Here is an 18,484-nt window from a genome sequence, read left to right as displayed (position 1 = left end):
CGCCTGGGTTACTGCGGAGGCAGCGGGGTGTCCACCTTGATCGGATCGCCGGCGATCGCGGCCGCGATGATCTCGCGCGTCGCCTCGAGCGTCGTCGGGTTCTCGGCGATCTCGGTGTACTCGAGGGCCTCGGTCCACGCGACACGGTTCTCCTCGGGGATGATGAGGAGCGGCGAGAAGATCGTCATGTCGGGAATCTCGCGCGCGTCGTCGAGATCGTTGATCAGCAGCGTGGCCAGCCAGGCAGCGGTCGACGAGATGCTCGGCTGCGAGGAGATCGACATCGAGAGGTAGTCCGGATTCTCGTCGACGACCTCGGTCCAGCCCTGCAGGCCCTGGCCGGAGTTGCCCTGGATGATCAGGGGCAGCGGATCGGTGCCCGCCTGGCGGAAGGCGTCGAGCGTCCCGCCGCCGTCGTTGCCGTTGGTGAGCACGCCGTCGATCTCGGGCAGCGAGGGGATGATCTTGGCGACCTCCTGCTGCGCGACGGACTCGGTCCACTCGCCGTAGACCTCGCCCACGAGCTCCATGTCGGGGTGCTCGGCGAGCACCTCGGTCACGCCGGCGTAGATGTCCTCGTCGATGGTGTTCCCCGGCAGGCCCCGGACCATGAGGATGTTCCCCTCGCCGCCGAGCTGCTCCGCCGCGAACTCGGCCTGGATGCGGCCGTACTCGACGTAGTCGAAGGCGACCTGGTACGCGCACTCGGCGGTGGTCGCACCGTCGAACACCACGACCGTCACCCCGGCCGCGCAGGCCTCCTCGATGGCGCCGTTGAGCCCGGTCGGGGAGCCCGGTTCGATGATGATGGCCTCGTAGCCCTCGAGCACGAGCGACTGGATCTGCTGCGCCTGCTGCGGGGCGGACCCGTCGGAGACGACGATCTTGGGGTCCGAGAAGTAGTCCGGGTTCTCCGCGGCGGTGGTCTCGAAGCTGGCTTCCATCTGCTTGCGCCAGATGTTGCCGTTGAAGTTGTTGCTCAGCGCGATCTTGACCGACTTCACCTCGGAGTCGCCGGCGTCATCGGCGGGGGCCCCGCTGTCGCCCGAGGCGCAGCCGGTGGTGGCGAGGATCGCGGCGCCCGCCAGGATCCCGAACGTGGTGAGGACGCGAGAGGCGCGTCCGCGAACATATGACATGAGTGGTTTTCCTCCTCGTTGAGTTGGAGCTGGAGCTCCCTGTATTGCGAGCGGTCCCGGGACTCTCCCCGAGGGGCCGGGTCGTCGCAAATCCGATGCGGCCGCGGCCGCGAGATGGATCAGTCGAAGACGACGACGCCCCGCACGATCTTGCCGTCGTGCATGTCCTCGTAGGCCTCGGCGATCTGGTCGAGCGTGTAGCGCTTGGTGATGATCTCGTCGAGCTTGATCTTGCCGTCGCGGTACATCTGGATCTGCCTGGGAATGTCGGCGTTCGGGCTGCAGTGGCCGAAATGGGTCCCCTGGATGCGCTTCTGATAGGTGACCAGCTCCGTGATCGGGAGGGGGATCCCCACAGCCGTCATGTTGCCGATGCCGGTGCAGACGAGCGTGCCGCCCTTGCGGATCGAGGCGAAGCCCTGGGCGATGTGCTCACCGGTCGTGATGCCGACGGTCACCACGGCCTTGTCGGCCCCCTGGCCGTTCGTGATGCTCCGCGCGTAGTCGATCGCCTCGTCCGCGGTGGCGTAGGCGCGCGTGGCTCCGAGCTCCAGCGCCTTCTCCCGTTTGAACTCCACCGGGTCGACCGCGATGACGTGATCCGCCCCCGCGTGACGAGCGCCCTGGACCGCGTTGATGCCGACGCCGCCGATGCCGATGACGACCACCACGTCGCCGGCCTCGACCTGCGCGGCGTTCACGGAGGACCCCCAGCCCGTGCCGACCGCGCAGCCGAGCAGGCAGACGACGTCGAGCGGCAGGTCCTTGTCCACCTTGATGGCCGAGTCCACGCTGATGACGATGCGCTCGGCGAAGGTGCCGATACCGCACATCTGGCCCACCGGGCTGCCGTCCTCGAGCGTCACCCGATAGCTGTCGGGATCGTTGAAGCGCGCGCCCTGGAGCAGGGTCGCGCCGAGGTCGCAGAGGTTCTGCATGCCCTCGGCGCACCACCGGCAGCGGCCGCAGGCGGGCAGGAAGGACGTGACGATGTGATCGCCCACCTCCCAGCCGGGCGTGTTCGGCCCCACGGCCTCCACGATCCCCCCGCCCTCGTGCCCGCCGAGCCACGGGTACACGCCGGGGACCATGTCCCCGGTGGCGAAGTGGTCGTCGGAGTGGCACATGCCGGTGGCGACCATCTTCACCCTGATCTCGCCCTGCCGGGGTTCATCGAGATTGAGTTCGACGGTCTCGTACCTGCCCGGCGCGCTCCGAATGATAGCTCCGCGAGTTTTCATGCCTTCCACCCCTGTACCTGTGTAATCCGACGGTAACGTCATTGTAATCTTGCCTGATCGTCCGACAATCTATGCCGTCTGGTCATTTTATGCAACCCGGGCCGCAGATCCACCGCGACCCGCATGACATTGGTACTATATTGTCTGACAGGCAGATGGTCCTGCAAGCAGGCGGTATTGCTGTCAGGTAACATCTTCGAAACAATCCGTTCCAGGACTCGATCCGCGCAGAAGTTGAGGAGTGCACGATGAGCACCGCCCCCGAGAGCTCGCCGACCGCGCACGAGGTGGTCATCGCGCGCCACGGCAGCCGGATGGCGAGCCGCAGCGAGGTGTTCCTGAACTACGCGCACTACGGTCGGCCGGACGCCCCGATCCGGATGGACTACTTCGTGTGGGTCCTCCGCAGCGCCGGACGGACGATCGTGGTCGACACCGGCTACTCCCGGGAGGGTGCCCGGAGTCGCGGCCGCGAGGTCCTCTCCGACGTTCCCGCGCTGCTGGCCCGGATCGGGGTGGACTGCGCGGCGGTGCCCCTCGTCATCATCACGCACGCCCACTACGACCACATCGGCAATCTCCGCGCCTTCCCGAATGCGCGGTTCCTCATCGCCCGCGCCGAAGTCGACTTCTGGAACAGTCGCAACGCCGGGAAGCCGCTGTTCGAGCACTCCGTCGAGAGCGAGGAGATCGCGTATCTGAACGGCCTCGTCGAGGCGGGGCGCGTCGACTTCTTCGCCGGGGAGTGCCGGCCGGCGGCCGGCGTCGAGGTGATCGAGGTCGGCGGGCACACCCCGGGGCAGGCGGTCGTCCTCGCGCAGACCTCGGAGGGCCCCGTGCTGCTCACCAGCGACGCCGTGCACTACTACGAGGAGCTCGAGGCCGACATGCCCTTCACCTCCGTCACCGATGTGGTCGGGATGTACGACGCCTTCCAGACCATTCGAGACCTCGTCGCCTCCGGCCGGGTCCGGCACCTGGTCTCCGGGCACGATCCCGAGACGCTCGAGCGCTTCTCGCCGATCCCCGGCCTCGAGGGCACCGCGGCGAGGATCGGCGCCCCATGACGGCCGACCAGCAGCGGCCCGCGCCGCCCCGACACGCCACCCAGCCACACATCATTGGAGAGCAGATCATGCCCGACAGACGCATTGGATTCATCGGCCTCGGCAACATGGGCGGACGGATCACGCGACGCCTCGTCGAGTCCGGTCTCGAGATCCTCGGCTTCGACACGCGCCCGGAGAACATCGCGGCCTCCGGCGCCGCGGCCGCGGAGTCGGTGAGCGCACTCGCCGCCGGGGCCGACGTCATCCTGCTGTCGCTGCCGGACAGCCGCGTCGTCGAGGCCGTGGTGGACGGCCCGGACGGCCTCATCGCCCACAGTCGCGCGGGGCAGATCGTCATCGATCTCTCCACGGCCGCCCCGGATTCCACCCGCCGCATCGCGGAGGAGTTCGACGCGCGCGGCGCGGCGTTCCTCGACGCCGGCATCTCCGGCGGCGCGGCCGCTGCGGAGCAGGGCCGTCTCACGCTCATGGTCGGCGGCGACGCCACGGCACTGGCATCGGTCTCCGACGTTCTGAAGCCGATCGCCTCGCAGGTGTTCCACGTCGGCGCTTCCGGCGCGGGCCACGTGACGAAGCTGCTCAACAACTTCCTCAACGCCGTCGCGCTCTCCGCGACGGCCGAGGTGATGATCGCCGCGAAGAAGAGCGGCCTCGACCTCGACACCGTCCTCGCGGTGTTCAACGAGAGCTCGGGCGTGAACTTCGCCACGCTCAACCGCTTCCCGAAGATCGTCCACGGCGACTACCTGAAGGGCGGGCTGACCAACAGCCTCATGCTCAAGGACATCACGCTCTACGTCGATCTCCTGGCTCGGCTCGGCGTCACGAGCTTCCACAGCGCCGGCCCGGTCGCATCGTTCGGGCTCGCCCGGGCGCTGGGTTACGCTGACGAGATCAGCAACACCGTGGTCGACGCGCTCGGAGACGTCTCCGGCGGAGTGCGACTGCACGAGGGGAACGAGGAGGACTCATGATCATCATCCGTCCCGACGATCAGGCCGGCGCCTCCGGCAAGGTCGGCTCGCAGTTCACCGGCGAGGTGCATCCCTATCTGGCGCTGCCCTCGACCGACGGAGTCGTCATCAACACCGTGTCCTTCAATCCCGGAGCGCGAACCCACTGGCACAGCCACGAGCGGGGGCAGATCCTGTTCGTCCTCTCGGGTCGGGGGCTCGTGCAGAGCGAGGGCGGACCGGTCGAGGTGCTCCGCCAGGGCGATACGGTCTGGGTGCCGGCCGGCGAACGGCACTGGCACGGAGCGGGGCCGGAGGCGACCATGACGCACACCGCGGTGTCACTCGGCGTCACGTCATGGGACGACCCGGTCACCGACGCCGAATACGGTGCTTCGAGGCATTAGGATCGACACTCCAGGCCGCATGCACGCAGACGCGATCCACATCGAATCGAGAAAGGCTGTTCATAGTGTCAACCAATCAAGTTGAACGCGGATGGACGGTCACCCCTGTCGGGCGCGTCGCCGCTCCCCTGCGGGAACAGGTGACCGCGGAGCTGCGCAGGGCGATCCTGGAGTTCGAGCTGAAGCCCGGGCAGCGCCTCATCGAGCGGGAGCTCCTCGAGAAGCTCGGCGTCTCTCGCGCGACCGTGCGAGAGGCGCTGCGCGAGTTGAGCACCGAGGGGCTCGTCACCGTGGAGCCCCAGCGGGGAGCGGTGGTGGCCGCCCCGTCGCTCGAGGAGGCGGCCGAGATGTACGAGATCCGGGCGGTCCTGGAATCGCTGCTCATCCGCTTCTTCATCGAGCGCGCGAGCGACGAGCAGGTGCGGCAGCTCCGCGCGACGGTCGAGGAGATCGCCGAGGAGACGGCGCGGCACGACGATGTCCACCACCTGCTCGCTTCGAAGGATCGCTTCTACGCCGTCCTCGAGGACGGCGCGCAGAGTCCGACGCTGACCCAGCAGCTCGACGGGCTGAAGGCTCGCGTGCGAGTGCTCCGAGCCACCTCGCTCTCCTTCCCCGGGCGCGGAGAGGAGGTCGCCTCCGAGCTGCGCGCGATTCTCGACGCGATCGAGGATCGCGACAGCGAACGCGCCGCAGAGCGCTGCGTCGCGCACATCCGCGCCGCCTCCCGCACCGCTCTGCGCCGACTGGAGCCGAAGGCGGCCGACTGAGGAGTCGACGGCTCAGCAGCCGACGCTCGAGAGCGCCTGCCGCAGCAGACGCCCGCGACCGCCGCCCAGCTCCGCGAGGACGTCCGGCGCCAGTGCCGCCTCCGGCGCCATCCAGCTCACCTCGAGCGCGTCCTGACGGGGGTTGCAGCTTCCGGTGACGGGCACCACGTATACGAGCGACACGGCGTGCTGGCGCTCGTCGATGTAGGGCGAGAGGCCGGGCATCGGGAAGTACTCCGCGACCTGCGCGGGCACGGGAGAGGCCGGGATGAGCGGGAAGGCCATCGGTCCGAGATCGTTCTCGAGGTGCCGGAACAGCGCGTCGCGCAGCGACTCCCCGTAGCGGACCCGGCCGGCCACGAGCGCTCGCGTCATCACCCCCTCCGGCGTGCTGCGCAGCAGCAGACCGACCTCGGTCACCCGGCCGTGGCCGTCGACGCGGACCGGCACCGCCTCGACGTACACGATCGGCAGGCGGCCCCGCACGAAGTCGAGTTCGTCGGCGCTCAGCCACCCGGGATTGGAGTCCGCCGGCGGCAGATCCTCGGGGTCGGCCGGCAGGTCCTCCGGGTCCGGCAGGTCAGCGGTTTCGACGGTCATGCTGCAATTCTCCCCTATTCCGCCCAGTCCGTCCGGTTCTTCCGGGTCGCGCCGCTCAGATGGGTCGCGGACTCTGCGTCCGCATGATCTCGTGCAGCAGCTCGAACTCGCCCCCGGCGATCGCGGCGTAGTAGTGGCGGGCCAGATGATCCCGCTGCTCCGGGACGATCCGCCCGTCGTCGTAGCCGTGATAGATGCCGCCGGCCCGCCTGACGATCAGGGCGCCGGCGGCCACGTCCCAGGGGTTCGTCTCGAACGAGATGGTGACGTCGATCCACCCGGCCGCGATCCAGCACAGCGCGATGCAGGTGCTTCCGAGCCCGCGGACCTGCGCGAAAGCGTGCGTCACCTCGGCGAACTGCTCGAGGGCGAGCTCGGGATAGTGCACCAGATCGCGCGCCAGCGGGAAGTTGAGCGCGACGGTCGCCCGCCCGGGGTCCGCGTGCCCCCGACTGCGCAGCGCCCGATCCGCGCCGCCGCTTCGTCCGTCGGTCAGGAAGGCTCCGCGATCGTCCGCCCAGAAGAGCTGCTCGTTCGCGGGATCGTAGACGACGCCCGAGATCATCTCGCCGTCGCGGGCGACGCCGATGCTCACCGCCCACATGGGGATGCCCCGCGCGAAGTTCGCGGTGCCGTCGATCGGGTCCACGTACCAGGTGAGCGGCCCGGACCCGGCGCTCGTCCCCGACTCCTCGCCCACGACGGTCGAATCGGGGAAGGCCGTCAGGATGGTCTCCCGGATGCGCTCCTCGCACGCACGGTCGTAGCGGGTCACGAGATCGTGGATGTCGGCCTTGAGGTCGACGCGCATCTCTCCGGAGCGGAATCCCGCGAGAGCGATCGCACCGGCCTCGCGCGCCGCGGCGACGGCGACGGCCGTGGCACGACGCGCTTCGTCCGCGCCGCGCGCTCCGTGCATCCGCTCCCCCTCCACGACAGCTCAGCATAGCGAAGGGCATAGGATGTTGCTTTGGTGCGCCCGCGCGCAGGAACGTCCCGGCGCGCTGCAATGTTGGTGAAGAGTGAAGGCTTGGTGCTATGTCGGTGAAGGTCGCCCTCGCGGGCGTGGGGAATTGCGTGAGCTCGCTCGTGCAGGGCGTCGAGTACTATCGCGAGGCCGCCGATGACGAGCAGGTCCCCGGTCTGATGCATGTGCGCCTCGGCGCCTACCACGTCTCCGATCTCGAGTTCGTCGCCGCGTTCGAGGTCGACGCCGACAAGGTCGGCAAGGATCTGAGCGAGGCCATCTGGGCGGGTCACAACAACACGATCAAGTTCTCCGAGGTGCCCCGTCTCGGGCTCGAGGTGCTGCGCGGGCCGACGCTCGATGGTCTCGGCGAGTACTACCGCGACGAGGTCGAGGAATCGACGGCCGCGCCGGTCGACGTCGCCCAGGCTCTGCGGGACTCGGGGGCCGACGTGCTCGCCTGCTACCTGCCGGTGGGGAGCGAGGAGGCCGTCAAGTCCTACGCGCAGGCGGCGCTCGACGCCGGCGTGGCGTTCGTGAACGCCGTGCCCGTGTTCGTCGCGAGCGACCCCGCATGGGCGGCGAAGTTCGCCTCGGCGGGCCTCCCGATCGTCGGCGACGACATCAAGAGCCAGGTCGGAGCCACGATCACCCACCGCGTGCTCGCGCACCTGATGGAGAGCCGCGGCGTCGCCCTCGACCACACGTACCAGTTGAACGTCGGCGGCAACATGGACTTCAAGAACATGCTCGAGCGCAGCCGCCTCAAGTCCAAGAAGATCTCCAAGACTCAGGCCGTCACCTCGAACATCGAGGTCGACCTGCCCGCCGACGACATCCACATCGGGCCGAGCGATCACGTGCCGTGGCTCCAGGATCGCAAGTTCGCCTTCGTGCGTCTCGAGGGCCGCGGCTTCGGCGACGTCCCCCTGAGCCTCGAATACAAGCTCGAGGTCTGGGACTCCCCCAACTCCGCCGGCACGATGATCGACGCGATCCGCAGCGCCAAGATCGCGAAGGACCGCGGCCACGCCGGGCCGGTGGAGGCCGCCTCGGCCTACTTCATGAAGTCGCCTCCCGTGCAGAAGCCCGACCATATCGCGCGCGAGGAGCTGGAGAGCTTCTTGGCGCAGTAGCGAGATGCTCCGCCCTGGGCGTCCCGGTGGAAGCCGAGCCCCGGCGCTCACCGCCCGAGTCGGCGCTGGCGGCGCGAGTAGTCGCGCAATGCCCGCAGCAGATCGACCTCCCGCAAGTCGGGGTACAGGGTCTCCACGACGTAGAACTCCGAGTAGGCCGACTGCCAGATCAGGAAGTCGCTGAGCCGCTGCTCGCCGGAGGTGCGGATGATGAGATCGGGATCCGCCTGGCCACGGGTCCACAGATGCTCCCCGATGGTCTCGGGCGTCAGCCGCTCCGCGAGGGTGTCGATCGTTCCGCCGGAGGCCTGATGCTCGTCGATGATGCTGCACATCGCCGCGGTGATCTCGCTGCGGCCCCCGTAGCCGATCGCGAGGTTGACGTGGAGGCCGGAGCGCTCCTGCGTGGCCCGCTCGACGCGATCGAGGGTCTCGGCGAGCTCGGGCTCCAGACCCTCCGCGCTGCCCACGTGCTTGACCCGCCAGCCGTCGGTCTCGGCGAGCTGCTCCGCGAGCCCCGCGATGATCCCGAAGAGTTCGCCCAGCTCCGCGCCGTCCCGCCCGCTCAGATTATCGTTCGAGAGGAGGTAGAGGGTCACGACCTCGACGCCGGCGGCCTCGCACCAGGAGAGGAACTCGGGGATCTTGCGCGCGCCCGCACGGTGCCCGATGCTGGCGCGCTCCTGCAGCCGCTGCTTGGCCCAGCGGCGGTTGCCGTCCACGATGACCGCGATGTGATGCGGCACGCGGGCCGGATCGATCTCGCGGCGGAGCCGCCGCTGATAGAGCCGGTACAGCAGCCCGACGCGCGGCGATGTTCGCTCAGGGTTCACCCTGCGAGTGTAGCGCCGCGCTCGCGGGCGGGACTGTGTTTCTCGAGTGGGACGGCGTTGGGCCGCGCAACATCGTCCCATCCGCGAAAACGGGTCCCACTCGCGGCCGGCGGCGTCAGCGCAGGTAGACGGGGTCGAGCGCGATGAGCAGCGCAGCCGCCCAGTGGCAGAGAAACGCCAGGACGGTCAGCGCGTGGAAGATCTCGTGGAAGCCGAACACCCCGGGCACCGGGTTCGGTCGCTTCAGCGCGTACACGAGCGAGCCGAGCGTGTAGAGCAGACCGCCGAGGACGACGAGGATCATCGTCGCGGGGTTCGCGTTCCAGATGTCGACGACGAACATGACCGCGGCCCAGCCGAGCAGCACGTAGAGCGGCACGTAGAGCCAGCGGGGAGCCCCGATCCAGAACACGCGGAAGCCGATCCCGAGCAGGGCTCCGCTCCACACCAGCACGAGCAGCAGCAGGCCCTTGCCGAGCGGCAGCGCGAGCAGGGCGATCGGCGTGTACGTGCCGGCGATCAGCAGGAAGATGTTGGCGTGGTCGAGACGCCGGAAGATCTGCTTCGTCCGCGGCTGCCAGTCGAAGCGGTGGTAGAGCGCCGAGACGCCGAACAGCAGCATGCTCGTGAGCATGTAGACGGCGGCGGCCCACTTCGCGAGCGCGCCGTGCGCGAGCGAGATCAGCACGATCCCGGCGGCGACGGCGACCGGGAAGGTCGCGGCGTGGATCCAGCCGCGCCAACGCGGTTTCACCTCGTCGGGACCCCGCGGCGCCTCCTCTCGCGCAGCCTCTTCCCGCGCGGCCTCGAGCAGCGGGAGGGAGAGCGCGTCGGGCTCGGGGAAGGGATGCTCGGAGCGCTGCGTCATACCCTCGAGTGTACGAAACCCACAGATTCCGGTGGGCATATATGTCCGAAACGTCAACCCCCTGCCGGAAGGCGAGAGCCGTCACTCACCGAGCAACGCGATGACCGCCTCGCCGTACTTCTCGAGCTTGGCCTGGCCGATGCCGCTGATCTCGAGCAGCGCCTCGGGGCTGCGCGGCAGGTGCACCGCGAGCGCCCGCAGCGTCGCGTCGCCGAACACCACGTAGGGCGGCACGCCCTGTTCGCGCGCCTCGGCGAGACGCCAGGCGCGCAGCCGGTCGAAGGTCTCGACCTGCTCGGGCGCGAGCTCCGCGACCGCGGCGCGTTTCGCGGGGGATCCCCCGCCCCCGGATCTCCGCGCGATGACCTCCTCGCGCATCATCACCTGCTCCTCTCCGCGGAGGATCGGCTTCGCCGCTTCGCCGGGGGCGAGCACGCCCCACTCCCCCCGGCTCTCCAGCGCTCCCGTGGCGAGCAGGTGGCGCACCACGCCGCGCCACTGCGCCACCGAGAGGTCGTCGCCGATGCCCCAGGTCGAGAGCTCGTCGAGCCGGAGCGCGCGCACCCGATCGCTCATCACGCCGCGGAGGATGTCGATGTGCTGGCCGGCGGCGAAGGTGCGCCCGCCGCGCTCGCGGCCGACCCGCAGGACCGTGGAGAGCATCTTCTGCGCCGGCACCGTCGCGTCCCAGAGCCGCGGCGGGTCGAGGCAGACGTCGCAGTTGCCGCAGGGCGCCGAGAGCTCCTGCCCGAAGTAGCGCAGCAGGAACTGCCTGCGGCAGTGAGTCGTCTCGCAGAGCGTCAGCATGTGCTGCAGATGCGCGAGCTGACTGCGCTTGGCCGATTCATCACCGGGGCTGCCCTCGATCAGCTGCCGCTGCTGCACCACGTCGGCGAGGCCGTAGGCGAGCCAGGCCTCCGCGGGCTCGCCGTCGCGACCGGCGCGACCGGTCTCCTGATAGTAGCCCTCGATCGACTTCGGCAGATCGATGTGGGCGACGAAGCGCACATCCGGCTTGTCGATCCCCATGCCGAACGCGATCGTCGCGACGACCACGACGCCCTCCTCGCGCAGAAACCGGTTCTGCGCCTCGAGGCGCTGCTCCGCGGGCAGGCCGGCGTGATAGGCGACCGCGTCGACCCCCGCGGCCCGCAGCTGCTCGGCCGTCTGCTCCACCCGCTTCCGGCTCAGCGCGTAGACGATCCCGGACTCGCCCGCGTGCTCTCGGACGATGAAGTCCCGCAGCTGATCGCGGACCTTGGCCTTGGGGACGATGCGATAGCGGATGTTCGGCCGGTCGAAGCTCGAGACGAAGTGGCGGGCCCGCTCGAGGTGCAGCCGCTCGGTGAGCTCGCGATGCGTGGCGGGGGTCGCCGTGGCCGTGAGCGCCACGCGCGGCACGTCCGGCCAGAGCCTGGCGATCTCCCCCAGGCGCAGGTAGTCCGGGCGGAAGTCGTGGCCCCACTGGGAGACGCAGTGCGCCTCGTCGAAGGCGAAGAGCGCGATCCGCCCCCGCCGCAGCAGCTGCAGCGTGCGGGATCCGCCCTCAGCATCGTCGGCGCCGGGCGCCGGGCCCTCCAGGAGCCCGAGCCGCTCCGGAGCGAGATAGAGCAGATCGAGCTCGCCCGCCAGGAAGGCCCGCTCGACGTCGGCGCGCTCCGCGGCGGTCATGGACGAGTTCAGGGCCGCCGCGCTCACGCCCGCCAGACGCAGCGCGGCGACCTGATCGTGCATCAGCGCCACGAGCGGCGAGAACACGACGCCGGTGCCCTCGCGGCAGAGCGACGGCACCTGGTAGCAGATCGACTTCCCGCCGCCGGTCGGCATGAGCACGACCGCATCGCCCCCGGCGATGAGCTGCCGGACGACGCTCTCCTGATCGCCGCGGAACCCCGGGTACCCGAACACCTCGGCGAGCACCCGAACCGGATCGGCCGGCGTCCCCGATTCCGGCTGCACGGTCAGGCCCGGGGACCAGATGGGGCGCCGGGATCCGGCTGCGGTCCCGCATCGCGGCCCGGCGCATCCGCCCGCGGGCCGCCGGCCGCGTCCGACGAGGCCGCGGCGTCGCGCTGCGCGACCTCCTCGGCGAGCGCCTCGCGGATCTCGGCCCGGTACTGGTTGCGGCGCACGCGCCGCACCAGGTCCCACCCGAGGGCGAAGACGGCGAGCGCGAACAGCGCGGTCACGGCGAAGGCGACGGGCGGGATCGAGCCCGCCGGCAGCTCGGACTCCTCGGCCAGCGGGATCAGAGCGGACACCTGGAACGCGATCGGGACTCCGAGGGTGATCATCCGTGTACCTCCTGCTGGTTGCGGCGCGCGAGCACGGGGTGCGCGCCGTCGTCTTCGACGCCCTGGAAGAGATCCGCCTCGAACTGGCTCGTGGCCACGCGGGAGGCGGCCAGCCGGTAGTCCTCGAAGGGCCAGGCCTCGCGCTGCAGATCGTTCGGCCAGAAGAAGAAGGAGCTGTCCGGGGCGACCTGGCTCGCATGGGCGCGCAGCGCCGCGTCCCGGCGCTCGAAGAAGCGGCCCACCTCGACGCGGGCGGTGGCGTCGCTGGGCCGGCTCGTGAAGCGCTCGACCATCTCCGCGAACTGGGCGACGAGCGGGGACCCCGGCTCCTTCTCCCGGAGCGTCTCGTAGACCTTGAGCATCCGATCGGTGTTGAAGATGGATTCGTAGTAGAGCTTCTTGATCGCCCACGGCTCGCCGGTCTCGGGGTAGGCGTCCGCGTCTCCGGAGAGCTCCCAGGCCAGCTTGGAGATCTCGTGGCAGCGGATGTGGTCCGGGTGCGGATAGCCGCCCTGCTCGTTGTAGGTGATCATGACGTGGGGGCGGAACTCCCGCACGATCCGCACGAGGGGCTCCGCGGAGATCTCGGCGGGGATGTCGGCGAAGCTGTCCGCCGGGACCGGGTCCCCCTGCGGGGGCAGCCCCGAGTCCCGGTAGCCGAGCCAGCGATGCTGGAACCCGATGACCTGCTGCGCTCCCGACATCTCGTCGCGCCGCAGACCGGCCAGGTCGCGACGGCTCTTCGGATCCCTGGCCACCAGCTCGTTCAGCACGTCTCCGCGCTCGCCGCCGGTGCAGCTGACGATCAGCACCTCCGCGCCGAGTTCGAGGTAGTGCGCATAGGTCGCCGCGCCCTTGCTCGACTCGTCATCGGGGTGGGCGTGCACGGCGATCAGCCTGAGTGCCATGGGGTCCCTTCACAATCGCGCACCGACGTCGCCGGGTACGCTGGTGACAGCGACCCAGTCTACCCACGCCAGTTCGGAGGATGCAGTGACGAGTGCCCCGACGGCAGACGTCCCCGCTGCTCAGCAGACCGCTCCAGGCCCCGCACGGGATGCCGACCGGAGCCGATCCGCCGCCGGAGCGGACCGTGCGGCCTCCCTCGACGAGCGCTACGGACGCTCGCGACGTCGCGGCGTCGACCGCCGGCTCGGCTGGGCGGTGGCGGGCGGCGCGCTCCTGCTCGGCCTCGTCGTGCTGCTCTTCGGCGGCTGGCAGCACCAGAGCAGCCTCGACTTCCGGGAGGTCCACTACCGGGTGCTCGACGAACGGACGGTGGCGGTCGATTTCGAGGTGACCGCCGCCCCCGGTGCGGCGGTGGCGTGCGCCCTGGAGGCGCTGAGCACCTCCTATTCGACGGTCGGCTGGAAGGTGGTCGAACTCCCGCTCGAGGATCGGCGCACACGGATGTTCACCGACACCCTGGTGACGACGTATCCGGCGACCACCGGCACGGTGCGAAGCTGCTGGCTGCTCGAAGACCGGGCCGCACCCTGATAGACTCGTCGCCAATGCCCCGGCGACGCCGGGGCATGAGCTTTAGTCGGGCGGAGGGCATCCGCTCCGCGAGAAGTGTCGAGCGCAGGGCGAAGCGCCCTCGCCGGCTACGGGGATCCGATCTCCCGCACGGACTACGGCGGAGCCGTAGGAAAGGAGCCGAGATGGCCGAGAATCAGACCTGGCTCACCCAGGAGGCCTACGACCGACTCAAGTCCGAGCTGGACCAGCTCGCCGGACCGGGCCGGCGCGACATCGCGGCACGCATCGAGGCCGCTCGCGAAGAGGGCGACCTCAAGGAGAACGGCGGCTACCACGCCGCGAAAGAGGAGCAGGGCAAGATGGAGGCGCGCATCCGCGACCTCGAAGAGCTGCTCAAGCACGCGGTGGTGGGAGAGGCTCCTGAGGCGAGCGGGGTCGTGGAGATCGGCACGGTCATCACCGCCGAGATCTGGGGCGACGAGGAGCGCTTCCTCCTGGGCAGCCGCGAACTCGCCGATGGGAGCGGTCTCGACGTCTACAGCGCCGAGAGCCCGCTCGGCGCCGCGATCCTCGGCCTGAAGGTCGGCGACACCGCATCCTACGCCGCGCCGAACGGCAAGGAGATCGAGGTCAGGATCCTCGCCGTCGACACCTACACCGGCTGAGGCGGGAGCGACTCCGGCCGCCGGAGCGGTCTCAGTAGCGCTCGCCGACTCTCACGACGTATCCGGCGTCGCGGAGCGCCTGCACGACGTCCTGACCGTGTTCGACGCCCCGGGTCTCGATGTGCAGCTCGAGCTCCACATCGCTGATCGGCAGTTCTGTCGCGTGCCTCGTGTGGATCACCTCGATCACGTTGGCGTTCTTGCTCGCGACGATGGCGGCGGTGCGCACCAGCTGACCCGGCACGTCCGGCAGCAGGATGCGCAGCTTGAGATAGCGCGAAGACGCCGCGAGACCGTGACCGATGACCCGCTGCAGCAGCAGGGGGTCGATGTTGCCGCCCGAGAGGATCACGGCCGTCGGCCCTGAGACGCGCGCCTTGCCCGAGATCAGCGCGGCGACCCCGGCCGCCCCGGCGGGCTCGACCACCAGCTTGGTGCGCTCGAGCAGCATGACGATGGCCCGGGCGATGTCGTCGTCGCTGACCGTGACGACCTCGTCGACGTAGCGCCGGACCATCTCGAAGGTGAGATCGCCCGGTCGCGCGACCGCGATGCCGTCGGCGATCGTGGGGCTGGTCGAGATGGTCACGGGGCGCCCGGCCTCGAGCGACGGGAGGAACGCGGAGGTGTTCTCGGCCTGCACGCCGATCACCCGGATCCGCCGGCCCTCGCGCTCGGCGCGCAGCTTCGCCGCCGCGGCGACGCCCGACGCCAGTCCCCCGCCGCCGATGGCCACCACGACCGTCTCGATATCGGATGCGGCGTCGAGCATCTCGATCGCGACCGTGCCCTGCCCCTCGATGATCGCCGGATGGTCGAACGGCGGGATCATCATCGCACCGGACTCCTCGACGAAGGCGCGCGACGCCTCGAGCGTCGCGTCGAAGGTGTCGCCCACCAGGCGGACCTCGGCCCCGTAGCGCCGCGTGGCCTGCAGCTTCGGCAGCGCCACCCCCAGCGGCATGAAGATCGTCGCCGAGATGCCGAGCTCCCGCGCGGCGAAGGCGACCCCCTGAGCGTGGTTCCCCGCGGAGGCGGCCACAACGCCCCGGGCGCGCTCCTCCGGGGTGAGCTGGACCAGGCGGTTGTAGGCGCCCCGCAGCTTGTAGGCGCCCGTGCGCTGCAGATTCTCGCACTTGAGGTAGACCTTCGGCACGCCGAGCGACTCCGCGAGGAATCGGGACGACTCCAGGGGCGTGTTCCGCGCCACCCGGTGCACCACCGCCGCGGCGCGCTCGAAGTCGTCCAGCGTCGGAATCGGGAACCCCCCGGAGACGGGATCCGCTCCGCCGCGTTCGCTCATGCGCTTCCCTTTCGTCGTTCCAAGCGTGCCACGTGCCGAGCACGGCGTCTGACCACCCGCTGCCGTTTGTCCCCCTTGAGGAACGCGGCCACCGGATCGTGGCCCCTCTCCCATCCGCGCTCGTTCAGCGCGTTCACCATCGCGTTCAGCGCCGCCGCGAGGGGCACCGCGAACAGGGCGCCGGGGATCCCGGCGAGCAGAGCGCCGGTCGAGACGGCCAGGACCACGCCCAGCGGATGCACCCGCACCGCGGTGCCCATCACGAGGGGCTGCAGCACGTGGCTCTCCAGCTGCTGGACGAGGATGACGACGCCCAGCATCACGAGGGCGTTGATGGGCCCGTTGTAGACGAGCGCGATGAACACCGCGAGCGCGCCCGTGGCGATCGCGCCGAGGAACGGGATGAACGAGCCGAGGAAGACGAGGATCGCGATCGGCACCGGCAGCGGCACGCCGAGGATGGCGGCCCCGACGCCGATGCCGACGGCGTCGACGAAGGCGACGAAGATCTGCACGCGGACGTACTGCCCGACCGACGACCAGCCGGCCCGGCCCGCGGTGTCGACCGGGGCGTGGGCGCGACTCGGCAGGAAGCCGAGCACCCAGAACCAGATCCGCTTGCCGTCGAGCAGGAAGAAGATCAGCGAGAAGAGGGTGAGCAGGGCTCCCGTCAGCACCTGTCCGGCGGTCGTGGTCGCGGCGAGCGCGCCGCTCCAGATCTCGTCCTGGTGGTCCTCGATCGTTCGGACGATCTGGTCGATGAAGCCGTCGACCTGGTCGCCGGAGACGCCGAACGACGTCTCGATCCAGGCCAGGAAGTCCCGCCACGCCCGCGTCGAGCGCGAGGTGACGTCCTCGAGTCCGCTGCGCAGCTGCGTCACGATGAGCACGACCAGCAGGGACACCGAGGCGAACAGGGCGAGCAGCGCGGCGACCACCCCCACCCATCGCGGCAGTCCGAGACGTCGCAGCGCATTGACGAGGGGCTGCAGCAGCGCGGTGAGCAGGATCGCGATGAGGATCGGGATCACGATGATCCGCACCTCCACGATCAGCCAGAGCAGAGCCGCGACGGCCACCCCGATCACGATGAGGCGCCACGACCAGGCCGCGGCCACGCGCACGCCGAGCGGCAGCTCGACGGCGGCGTCGTCGACCGGATCGGGCCCCGCTGCGGGCTCGCTGAGGCGCTCGGTCTTCTGCTCGGTCACGAGATCATCTTAGAACGTGCCGCCGAGCCGGCGGGGCATGCGTCCCGCGGTAGGATGGCGGTCAGGATTCCCACCCCCGGAGGCGCCGTGAAAGACGACTACATCCCCGACGACGGTTCGATCACCATGTTCTCGACCGAGTGGTGCGGGTACTGCAAGCGGCTGAAGAAGATGCTCGACCACGAGGGGATCGGCTACACCGAGATCGACATCGAGCGGACGCCGGGCACGGCCGAGCTGGTCGAGCAGCTCAACGGAGGCAATCAGACCGTGCCGACGGTGCTCTTCCCGGACGGCTCCGCGGCGACGAATCCGTCGCTCGGCGACGTGAAGACGCGCCTCTCCGCCTGACGCCGTCGGGAGCGCACCGGGTCCGGGATCCCGCTCTCGTCGCATGATCGGGTGAGCGGAGTGGCATGCTTGTCGGCCACGCCGCGAAGACGCTCCGGAGGGATGAGAGCGGGATCCCGGACCCCGTGCGCGTCGCCTCCCGAGACGACCCGCCGGCTCAGCCGAAGTTGAGACGGACCTCGGCGTAGCGATCCTCGGGAACGGTCTTCAGGCGTCCGACGGCCTCCGCCAGCGGCACCAGCTCGATGCGGTCGCCGCGCAGCCCCGCGAGCGTGCCCCACTCGCCGCGCAGCACCGCGTCGGCGGCGGCGATGCCGGTGCGCGTGGCGAGCACGCGGTCGAAGGCGGTCGGGGCGCCGCCGCGCTGCACGTGGCCGAGCACCGTCGCCCGGGTCTCGATGCCCGTGCCCGCTTCGATGAGCGGCGCGAGCTGCTCGGCCACGCCGCCGAGTCGCGGCCGCCCGAATCCGTCGAGGCCGTCCCGCGTCACCGCGTGGTCGGCGCCGGCGAGGCGGAAGCCCTCGGCGACGACGACCATCGCGGAGCGGCCGCGATCGCGCACACTGGTCACCCACTCGCACACCTGCTCGAGCGACTCGGGGAACTCGGGCACGAGGATCGCCTGGGCGCCGCCCGCCATGCCCGCGTGCAGCGCGATCCAGCCGGCGTCCCGCCCCATCACCTCGAGCACCATGCAGCGCCGGTGCGAATCGCCCGTGGTGCGCAGCCGATCGATCGCCTCGGAGGCGATCGAGACCGCCGTGTCGAAGCCGAAGGTGTAGTCGGTGCCTCCGAGGTCGTTGTCGATCGTCTTGGGGAGGCCGATGACCTGCACGCCGTGATCGTGGAGGATGCTCGCCACCGTCTGGGTGCCGTTCCCGCCGATGAGCATGAAGGCGTCGAGACCGTAGTCGGCGACCCGGGCGCGGAAGGCGTCGAAGTCGACCTCGTCGAGGACGCTCGAGAACGGCGCCACCCGGCTCGTCCCGAGGAACACGCCGCCGACGCCGGAGAGCCCGCGGACGGCGGGGCGGTCGAGCGGCACCGTCTCCCCGTCGCGGAACCCGCGCCAGCCGTCGACGAAGCCGACCATCTCGAATCCGTGGACGTCGACGCCGCGCAGAGTCGCGCCGCGGATCGCCGCGTTCATCCCCGGGCTGTCACCGCCCGAACAGAGCACCCCGACGCGCATGT

20 protein-coding genes are annotated in these 18,484 nt (G+C 70.1%); 8 read left to right on the top strand and 12 right to left on the bottom strand.

Annotation, left to right across the window (positions count from 1 at the left end; all coding sequences use genetic code 11):
- Window positions 1-8 precede the first annotated feature (8 nt).
- Together J4H92_RS10255 and J4H92_RS10250 are read right to left on the bottom strand one after the other, a co-directional pair.
- Complete coding sequence (locus tag J4H92_RS10255) at window positions 9-1,139, bottom strand: substrate-binding domain-containing protein (RefSeq protein ID WP_208098094.1); 1,131 nt, start codon at window positions 1,137-1,139, stop codon at window positions 9-11.
- 119 nt (window positions 1,140-1,258) lie between these two features.
- The gene (locus J4H92_RS10250; protein ID WP_208098093.1) at window positions 1,259-2,380 is read right to left on the bottom strand and encodes an NDMA-dependent alcohol dehydrogenase; all 1,122 of its coding nucleotides are present in this window, start codon (window positions 2,378-2,380) and stop codon (window positions 1,259-1,261) included.
- Between the two features lie 248 nt (window positions 2,381-2,628).
- On the opposite strand from J4H92_RS10250, the gene J4H92_RS10245 reads away from it, so the two are divergent.
- The 4 genes from J4H92_RS10245 to J4H92_RS10230 all read left to right on the top strand — a co-directional run bounded on the left by J4H92_RS10245 (window position 2,629) and on the right by J4H92_RS10230 (window position 5,580).
- Window positions 2,629-3,447: an N-acyl homoserine lactonase family protein gene (locus J4H92_RS10245; RefSeq protein WP_208098092.1), complete on the top strand. Its 819-nt coding sequence runs from the start codon at window positions 2,629-2,631 to the stop codon at window positions 3,445-3,447.
- Between the two features lie 68 nt (window positions 3,448-3,515).
- Entirely contained in the window at window positions 3,516-4,424 is a 909-nt protein-coding gene (locus J4H92_RS10240; protein WP_208098091.1) for an NAD(P)-dependent oxidoreductase, read from the top strand.
- On the top strand, window positions 4,421-4,810 hold the full coding sequence (locus tag J4H92_RS10235; protein ID WP_208098090.1) for a cupin domain-containing protein: 390 nt from the start codon (window positions 4,421-4,423) through the stop codon (window positions 4,808-4,810). Before J4H92_RS10240 ends, J4H92_RS10235 begins: the two co-directional genes overlap by 4 nt.
- A gap of 65 nt (window positions 4,811-4,875) precedes the next feature.
- Window positions 4,876-5,580, top strand: coding sequence for an FCD domain-containing protein (locus tag J4H92_RS10230; protein WP_208098089.1), 705 nt, complete (start codon window positions 4,876-4,878; stop codon window positions 5,578-5,580).
- 12 nt (window positions 5,581-5,592) lie between these two features.
- On the opposite strand, the gene J4H92_RS10225 is transcribed toward J4H92_RS10230, so the two are convergent.
- Window positions 5,593-6,180, bottom strand: coding sequence for a DUF4916 domain-containing protein (locus J4H92_RS10225; protein ID WP_208098088.1), 588 nt, complete (start codon window positions 6,178-6,180; stop codon window positions 5,593-5,595).
- A gap of 55 nt (window positions 6,181-6,235) precedes the next feature.
- Window positions 6,236-7,099, bottom strand: coding sequence for an inositol monophosphatase family protein (locus J4H92_RS10220; RefSeq protein WP_208098087.1), 864 nt, complete (start codon window positions 7,097-7,099; stop codon window positions 6,236-6,238).
- Between the two features lie 119 nt (window positions 7,100-7,218).
- Here J4H92_RS10220 and J4H92_RS10215 point away from each other — a divergent pair, with 119 nt between their 5' ends.
- Window positions 7,219-8,283 carry an inositol-3-phosphate synthase gene (locus J4H92_RS10215; protein WP_208098086.1) on the top strand — a complete coding sequence of 355 codons (1,065 nt, stop codon included), beginning with the start codon at window positions 7,219-7,221 and terminating at the stop codon, window positions 8,281-8,283.
- A gap of 47 nt (window positions 8,284-8,330) precedes the next feature.
- On the opposite strand, the gene uppS is transcribed toward J4H92_RS10215, so the two are convergent.
- From uppS to mca, 5 genes are all read right to left on the bottom strand, one after another.
- Entirely contained in the window at window positions 8,331-9,116 is a 786-nt protein-coding gene (gene uppS / locus J4H92_RS10210; RefSeq protein ID WP_341783065.1) for a polyprenyl diphosphate synthase, read from the bottom strand.
- 115 nt (window positions 9,117-9,231) lie between these two features.
- Window positions 9,232-9,984 carry a PAQR family membrane homeostasis protein TrhA gene (gene trhA, locus J4H92_RS10205; RefSeq protein WP_208098084.1) on the bottom strand — a complete coding sequence of 251 codons (753 nt, stop codon included), beginning with the start codon at window positions 9,982-9,984 and terminating at the stop codon, window positions 9,232-9,234.
- A gap of 81 nt (window positions 9,985-10,065) precedes the next feature.
- A complete protein-coding gene (recQ, locus tag J4H92_RS10200) occupies window positions 10,066-11,943 on the bottom strand; it encodes a DNA helicase RecQ (RefSeq protein WP_341783064.1) in 1,878 nt (625 codons plus the stop codon).
- Between the two features lie 2 nt (window positions 11,944-11,945).
- Window positions 11,946-12,278 (bottom strand): hypothetical protein, encoded by a 333-nt coding sequence (locus J4H92_RS15425; protein ID WP_243752231.1) that lies wholly within the window; start codon window positions 12,276-12,278, stop codon window positions 11,946-11,948.
- The gene (gene mca, locus J4H92_RS10195) at window positions 12,275-13,186 is read right to left on the bottom strand and encodes a mycothiol conjugate amidase Mca (RefSeq protein ID WP_208098082.1); all 912 of its coding nucleotides are present in this window, start codon (window positions 13,184-13,186) and stop codon (window positions 12,275-12,277) included. The genes J4H92_RS15425 and mca overlap by 4 nt, the downstream gene beginning before the upstream one ends.
- Window positions 13,187-13,271: 85 nt before the next feature.
- Between mca and J4H92_RS10190 the strand changes: the two genes are divergently transcribed.
- Window positions 13,272-13,778, top strand: coding sequence for a DUF4307 domain-containing protein (locus J4H92_RS10190; RefSeq protein WP_208098081.1), 507 nt, complete (start codon window positions 13,272-13,274; stop codon window positions 13,776-13,778).
- 164 nt (window positions 13,779-13,942) lie between these two features.
- Entirely contained in the window at window positions 13,943-14,425 is a 483-nt protein-coding gene (greA, locus tag J4H92_RS10185) for a transcription elongation factor GreA (protein ID WP_208098080.1), read from the top strand.
- A gap of 31 nt (window positions 14,426-14,456) precedes the next feature.
- Here the strand turns inward: greA and ilvA are convergent, their stop codons facing one another.
- Window positions 14,457-15,728 carry a threonine ammonia-lyase gene (ilvA, locus tag J4H92_RS10180; protein ID WP_208098079.1) on the bottom strand — a complete coding sequence of 424 codons (1,272 nt, stop codon included), beginning with the start codon at window positions 15,726-15,728 and terminating at the stop codon, window positions 14,457-14,459.
- Complete coding sequence (locus J4H92_RS10175; protein ID WP_208098078.1) at window positions 15,725-16,939, bottom strand: AI-2E family transporter; 1,215 nt, start codon at window positions 16,937-16,939, stop codon at window positions 15,725-15,727. Before J4H92_RS10175 ends, ilvA begins: the two co-directional genes overlap by 4 nt.
- 54 nt (window positions 16,940-16,993) lie before the next feature.
- Here J4H92_RS10175 and J4H92_RS10170 point away from each other — a divergent pair, with 54 nt between their 5' ends.
- Window positions 16,994-17,290, top strand: a complete 297-nt coding sequence (locus J4H92_RS10170) for a mycoredoxin (RefSeq protein ID WP_208098077.1) — start codon at window positions 16,994-16,996, stop codon at window positions 17,288-17,290.
- A gap of 157 nt (window positions 17,291-17,447) precedes the next feature.
- Here the strand turns inward: J4H92_RS10170 and J4H92_RS10165 are convergent, their stop codons facing one another.
- Window positions 17,448-18,482: a 6-phosphofructokinase gene (locus J4H92_RS10165; RefSeq protein WP_208098076.1), complete on the bottom strand. Its 1,035-nt coding sequence runs from the start codon at window positions 18,480-18,482 to the stop codon at window positions 17,448-17,450.
- Window positions 18,483-18,484 lie beyond the last annotated feature (2 nt).

This window comes from Leucobacter weissii (assembly GCF_017565745.1).
Taxonomy (GTDB): Bacteria; Actinomycetota; Actinomycetes; order Actinomycetales; family Microbacteriaceae; genus Leucobacter; species Leucobacter weissii.
Note: the sequence above shows the minus strand (reverse complement) of the source record. Positions and strands in the feature narration are given on the sequence as shown.

Coding starts and splice junctions, on each gene's coding strand:
- J4H92_RS10255 (WP_208098094.1), bottom strand. CDS start 1,139: ATGTCATATGTTCGCGGACGCGCCTCTCGCGTCCTCACCACGTTCGGG.
- J4H92_RS10250 (WP_208098093.1), bottom strand. CDS start 2,380: ATGAAAACTCGCGGAGCTATCATTCGGAGCGCGCCGGGCAGGTACGAG.
- J4H92_RS10245 (WP_208098092.1), top strand. CDS start 2,629: ATGAGCACCGCCCCCGAGAGCTCGCCGACCGCGCACGAGGTGGTCATC.
- J4H92_RS10240 (WP_208098091.1), top strand. CDS start 3,516: ATGCCCGACAGACGCATTGGATTCATCGGCCTCGGCAACATGGGCGGA.
- J4H92_RS10235 (WP_208098090.1), top strand. CDS start 4,421: ATGATCATCATCCGTCCCGACGATCAGGCCGGCGCCTCCGGCAAGGTC.
- J4H92_RS10225 (WP_208098088.1), bottom strand. CDS start 6,180: ATGACCGTCGAAACCGCTGACCTGCCGGACCCGGAGGACCTGCCGGCC.
- J4H92_RS10220 (WP_208098087.1), bottom strand. CDS start 7,099: ATGCACGGAGCGCGCGGCGCGGACGAAGCGCGTCGTGCCACGGCCGTC.
- J4H92_RS10215 (WP_208098086.1), top strand. CDS start 7,219: ATGTCGGTGAAGGTCGCCCTCGCGGGCGTGGGGAATTGCGTGAGCTCG.
- trhA (WP_208098084.1), bottom strand. CDS start 9,984: ATGACGCAGCGCTCCGAGCATCCCTTCCCCGAGCCCGACGCGCTCTCC.
- J4H92_RS15425 (WP_243752231.1), bottom strand. CDS start 12,278: ATGATCACCCTCGGAGTCCCGATCGCGTTCCAGGTGTCCGCTCTGATC.
- mca (WP_208098082.1), bottom strand. CDS start 13,186: ATGGCACTCAGGCTGATCGCCGTGCACGCCCACCCCGATGACGAGTCG.
- greA (WP_208098080.1), top strand. CDS start 13,943: ATGGCCGAGAATCAGACCTGGCTCACCCAGGAGGCCTACGACCGACTC.
- ilvA (WP_208098079.1), bottom strand. CDS start 15,728: ATGAGCGAACGCGGCGGAGCGGATCCCGTCTCCGGGGGGTTCCCGATT.
- J4H92_RS10170 (WP_208098077.1), top strand. CDS start 16,994: ATGGCGGTCAGGATTCCCACCCCCGGAGGCGCCGTGAAAGACGACTAC.
- J4H92_RS10165 (WP_208098076.1), bottom strand. CDS start 18,482: ATGCGCGTCGGGGTGCTCTGTTCGGGCGGTGACAGCCCGGGGATGAAC.